General features: G+C 62.2%; 3 protein-coding genes. 1 reads left to right on the forward strand and 2 read right to left on the reverse strand.

Annotation, left to right across the window (positions count from 1 at the left end):
• A partial coding sequence (locus Q8R73_RS13050) for an enoyl-CoA hydratase-related protein (RefSeq protein WP_305719960.1) occupies positions 1-237 on the reverse strand: 237 nt, incomplete at its 3' end.
• Between the two features lie 72 nt (positions 238-309).
• A complete protein-coding gene (locus tag Q8R73_RS13055) occupies positions 310-2418 on the reverse strand; it encodes a molybdopterin oxidoreductase family protein (protein WP_305719961.1) in 2109 nt (702 codons plus the stop codon).
• Positions 2419-2720: 302 nt separating this feature from the next.
• On the opposite strand from Q8R73_RS13055, the gene Q8R73_RS13060 reads away from it, so the two are divergent.
• Entirely contained in the window at positions 2721-3515 is a 795-nt protein-coding gene (locus tag Q8R73_RS13060) for a cyclase family protein (RefSeq protein WP_305719962.1), read from the forward strand.
• Positions 3516-3538 lie beyond the last annotated feature (23 nt).

Raw genomic sequence — 3538 nt, forward strand, 5'->3', positions numbered from 1 at the left:
ATCCATCGCGAAGGCGGCGCCGCTGTTCTGCAGGTCGGCGCCTGCGCAGAACGCCTTGTCGCCGGCCCCGGTCAGCACGATGACGCGCACGTCCTTGTCGTCATGCGCGTCGCGATACCCCCTGGCGATACCGGCGATCACCTCGCCATTGAGGGCGTTGCGCTTGTCCGGTCGGTTGATGGTGATCCAGAACGCAGCCCCGCGCTTTTCACGTATCACGCTGTTGTTGTCGGTCATCGCCCCACTCGCCTGTTTTGCTCATTAGCTTGCAAACTTTTGCCGCTGGATGACGGTGGACCGCAAGTCGGATCAGTTCTTGCGCGCAGTGGCTGGCGCAGCTTTCCTTATCCACACCTTGTTGTCGTGGAACGCCGCGCCGCCGATCGGAGCGATCGCCTCGGCGCCGGTCAGAGTGTTGATGCCGCGGCCGCCGATGTGCGCCTTGTTCGGCTGGATCGATCCCGCGATCAGCACACCGCGGCGAAGACCGTCGAACAGCTTGGCGTTCAACGTCGTCTCGCCGCGCGTGTTGCCCAGCAACACGGCGTCGCCATCGGCTATTCCGAGCGAAGCGGCGTCCAGGGGGTGGATCATCACCGAGGGCGCGCCCTCGCGCGCAACCGACGACGGCGTTTCATTAAAGCTGGTGTTGAGGAAGCTGCGCGAGGGGCTGGTGGCCAGCCGGAACGGATGCGCCTCGTCCGCTTCCTCGATGATGGTCCAGTGATCCGGCAGCGACGGCATTTGCTCCCACGGACCCATGCCGGCGATTCCGAAAGGCGGATGGGCCCAATCAGCCTTGAAGTGGAACTTGTTGTCCGCGTGCGCGAAGCCGTCGAGATAATGCGAGGTGCGGAAATCCGGCTGGAGGTCGCGCCACAGATCGGCCTCCAGGCTTTCGATGTCGCCGTGACCGCTTTTCTTCAACGTGGCATCGATCAGTTCGCGGGGCGTCATCTCGAAGGCGGGATGCACGGCATTGAGCCGTCGGCCAAGGCCCTGCAGCACCTCATGGTTGGAGCGGCATTCGCCGGGCGGCTCGATCAATCTGGCGCCAACCGAGATATGCTGGTGGCCGCCGCCGTAGTAGAGATCGTCGTGCTCCATGAACATCGTCGCCGGCAGCACGATATCGGCCATTTGGGCGGTCTCGGTCATGAATTGCTCGTGCACCGCCACGAACAGGTCCTCGCGCGCAAAGCCCTGCCGTACCAGCGTCTGCTCGGGCGCCACCGTCATCGGGTTGGTGTTCTGGATCAGCATGGCCTTGACCGGCGGCCCGTTGTGCAACGCCTCGGCATCGCCGGTCAGGATGCGTCCGATCCTGGACTGGTCGAGGGCCCGTGTGGTTGGATCGATGGCGTCGTGACCCTCGATGATGGATTCGTCGAATTTCCAAATCGCATAGTTGTTGAAAAACGCGCCGCCGCCCTCGTGCTGCCAGGCTCCGGTCACCGCCGGAATGCACAGCGCCGCATGCATCTGTGCCGCGCCGTTGCGGCTGCGGGTGAAACCATAGCCGAGGCGGAAGAACGATCGTTTCGTCACCCCGACCAAACGGGCAAACGCCTCGATCTCTTCGGCGGGGACACCGCAGATGGCGGAGGCCCATTCCGGAGTGCGGGTTTTGAGATGGGTCTCGAGTTCGCCGGGGCAATCAGTATAGCGCTCCATATAGGCGCGATCCGCATAACCCTCACGGAACAGCACATGCATGACGCCGCAGGCGAAAGCGCCGTCCGTACCCGGCCGTAGGATGATCTTGATGTCGGCCTGCTTCATCGTGTCGTTGTTGTAGATATCGACCACCGCGATCCTGGCGCCGCGCTCCTTGCGGGCACGCATTGCATGCGTCATCACATTTACCTGAGTGTTCACCGGATTGGTGCCCCAGATCACGACGAGATCGGAGACGCCCATCTCGCGCGGATCGACGCCGGCGATCTTGCCGGTGCCGATGGCGAATCCGACCCGCGCGACATTCGCGCAGATCGTCTGGTAGAATCGGGAATACTTCTTTACGTGGGCAAGGCGATTGATGCCGTCGCGCATTACGAGGCCCATGGTCCCGGCGTAGTAATAGGGCCAGACCGATTGGGCGCCGAATTCACGCTCGGCCGCGTCGAACCGCGCGGCGATTTCGTCCAGTGCTTCGTCCCACGAAATCCGCACGAACTGGCCGGAGCCTTTCGGGCCGGTTCGGCGCATTGGATGGATCAGCCGGTCGGGATGATGAATGCGCTCTGCATAGCGCGCGACTTTGGCGCAGACGACGCCGGCGGTGTAGGTTTGCAACTTCGAGCCACGCACCCGGCCAATGCTGGAGCCGTCGATCACCTCGACATCGAGGGCGCAGGCCGACGGGCAATCGTGCGGACAGGTGGAATGCCGGATGTCAATTCTTGGCTGCTGGTTCATGCCCCGATTGCTATCATCAAAAGCCGGAGCCGCCGAGTGCAATTTACCGCCACGCGCCGCATTAAACGCTGATTTCGGCACCCTGATATCCTGTTTTATTCCGGGATCGAGGCCTCGATCCATCGTCGACAGCCCATCCCGGTTGCCGTTAGATTTAGCTGGCGGGGGTAATGCGAAGACCCCCGGAGTTGAAAATGGCGGGAAGATTTGCGCTCTTACTGCCAGCAATGGCGCTTGCCTCCCAGAGTCCTGTCGCGGCACCATACCGGGCGATGATTATCCGAAAACCGAAAGGAAGCGCCATGGCGCGAAAGTTGATCGACATTTCCGTGCCGCTGCAAAACGACGTGCCTGCCGATCCGCCGGGTGGACAACCCGCTATCCAGTACATCGATCACCAGCAGGGCCTGCCGCGCATGATGCAGTTCTTCGAGGGGTTGAAAGCCGAGGATCTGCCCGACGGGCAAGGATGGGCGGTCGAGCAGGTCCAGCTCTCCACCCACAACGGCACTCATCTCGATGCTCCCTGGCACTTTCATCCCACGATGAACCGCGGCGAGCGGGCGTGGACCATTGATGAAGTGCCGCTGGAATGGTGCCTGCAACCCGGCGTGAAGCTGGACTTCCGACATTTTCCGGACGGCTATGTCGCAACGGCAAAGGACGTCGAAAGCGAGCTGAAGCGCATCGGCCACACACTTTCACCGCTGGAAATCGTCGTAGTCAACACCAGCGCGGGGACCAGATACGGCCAACGGGATTACGTCACGTCAGGCTGCGGCATGGGTTATGAAGCGACGATGTATCTGCTCGAGCGCGGCGTACGACTAACCGGCATCGACGGCTGGAGCTGGGATGCGCCGTTCGTCCACACCGCGAAGAAATACGCGGAGACCAAGGACGCCAGCCTGATCTGGGAAGGCCACAAGGCCGGGCGCGACATCGGCTACTGCCACATCGAGAAGATGCACAACCTCGAGAGCCTGCCGGCCGATGGTTTCTTCATCTCCTGCTTCCCGCACAAGATCCGCGGCGCCTCGGCCGGCTGGACCCGCGCGGTGGCCATTTTCGACGACGCATTGCAGGCAACAGCATGACCATGGAACTGAACCACACCCAC

Origin of the sequence: Bradyrhizobium sp., from assembly GCF_030697065.1 — a bacterium.
GTDB lineage: Bacteria > Pseudomonadota > Alphaproteobacteria > Rhizobiales > Xanthobacteraceae > Bradyrhizobium.

What these genes read in the sequence shown, in the direction of transcription:
- Q8R73_RS13060 (WP_305719962.1), top strand. Translation starts at nt 2,721, where the DNA reads ATGGCGCGAAAGTTGATCGACATTTCCGTGCCGCTGCAAAACGACGTG.
- Q8R73_RS13055 (WP_305719961.1), bottom strand. Translation starts at nt 2,418, where the DNA reads ATGAACCAGCAGCCAAGAATTGACATCCGGCATTCCACCTGTCCGCAC.